Source organism: Corynebacterium pseudokroppenstedtii (assembly GCF_019754945.1).
Taxonomy (GTDB): Bacteria; Actinomycetota; Actinomycetes; order Mycobacteriales; family Mycobacteriaceae; genus Corynebacterium; species Corynebacterium pseudokroppenstedtii.
The window spans coordinates 1-1,234 of record NZ_JAEUWU010000009.1 but is presented as its reverse complement, the minus strand read 5'-3'; the positions used below and the strand labels follow the sequence as shown (position 1 = coordinate 1,234).

Annotated in this window: 1 protein-coding gene; it reads right to left on the bottom strand. The window is 44.8% G+C overall.

Annotation, left to right across the window (positions count from 1 at the left end):
* Positions 1–212: 212 nt before the first annotated feature.
* Positions 213–1,028, bottom strand: a complete 816-nt coding sequence (aph(3')-Ia, locus tag JMN36_RS10595) for an aminoglycoside O-phosphotransferase APH(3')-Ia (protein ID WP_000018326.1) — start codon at positions 1,026–1,028, stop codon at positions 213–215.
* Positions 1,029–1,234: the final 206 nt, after the last annotated feature.

Genomic DNA, 1,234 nt, shown 5'->3' with positions numbered 1-1,234 from the left:
CGTACGGCCCACAGAATGATGTCACGCTGAAAATGCCGGCCTTTGAATGGGTTCATGTGCAGCTCCATCAGCAAAAGGGGATGATAAGTTTATCACCACCGACTATTTGCAACAGTGCCCCGTCCGGATACTGCCAGATATCGGCGTCCAGGGAGATGTCCTGAAGCGCGGTGTCCGGAATTTCAGGTTTGTGTCTCTACAAAGACTAACTATCAGAAAAACTCATCGAGCATCAAATGAAACTGCAATTTATTCATATCAGGATTATCAATACCATATTTTTGAAAAAGCCGTTTCTGTAATGAAGGAGAAAACTCACCGAGGCAGTTCCATAGGATGGCAAGATCCTGGTATCGGTCTGCGATTCCGACTCGTCCAACATCAATACAACCTATTAATTTCCCCTCGTCAAAAATAAGGTTATCAAGTGAGAAATCACCATGAGTGACGACTGAATCCGGTGAGAATGGCAAAAGCTTATGCATTTCTTTCCAGACTTGTTCAACAGGCCAGCCATTACGCTCGTCATCAAAATCACTAGCATCAACCAAACCGTTATTCATTCGTGATTGCGCCTGAGCGAGACGAAATACGCGATCGCTGTTAAAAGGACAATTACAAACAGGAATCGAATGCAACCGGCGCAGGAACACTGCCAGCGCATCAACAATATTTTCACCTGAATCAGGATATTCTTCTAATACCTGGAATGCTGTTTTCCCGGGGATCGCAGTGGTGAGTAACCATGCATCATCAGGAGTACGGATAAAATGCTTGATGGTCGGAAGAGGCATAAATGCCGTCAGCCAGTTTAGTCTGACCATCTCATCTGTAACATCATTGGCAACGCTACCTTTGCCATGTTTCAGAAACAACTCTGGCGCATTGGGCTTCCCATACAATCGATAGATTGTCGCACCTGATTGCCCGACATTATCGCGAGCCCATCTATACCCATATAAATCAGCATCCAGGTTGGAATTTAATCGCGGCCTCGAGCAAGACGTTTCCCGTTGAATATGGCTCATAACACCCCTTGTATTACTGTTTATGTAAGCAGACAGTTTTATTGTTCATGATGATATATTTTTATCTTGTGCAATATAACATGGGTTGGCACTGTTGCAAATAGTCGGTGGTGATAAACTTATCATCCCCTTTTGCTGATGGAGCTGCACATGAACCCATTCAAAGGCCGGCATTTTCAGCGTGACATCATTCTGTGGGCCGTACG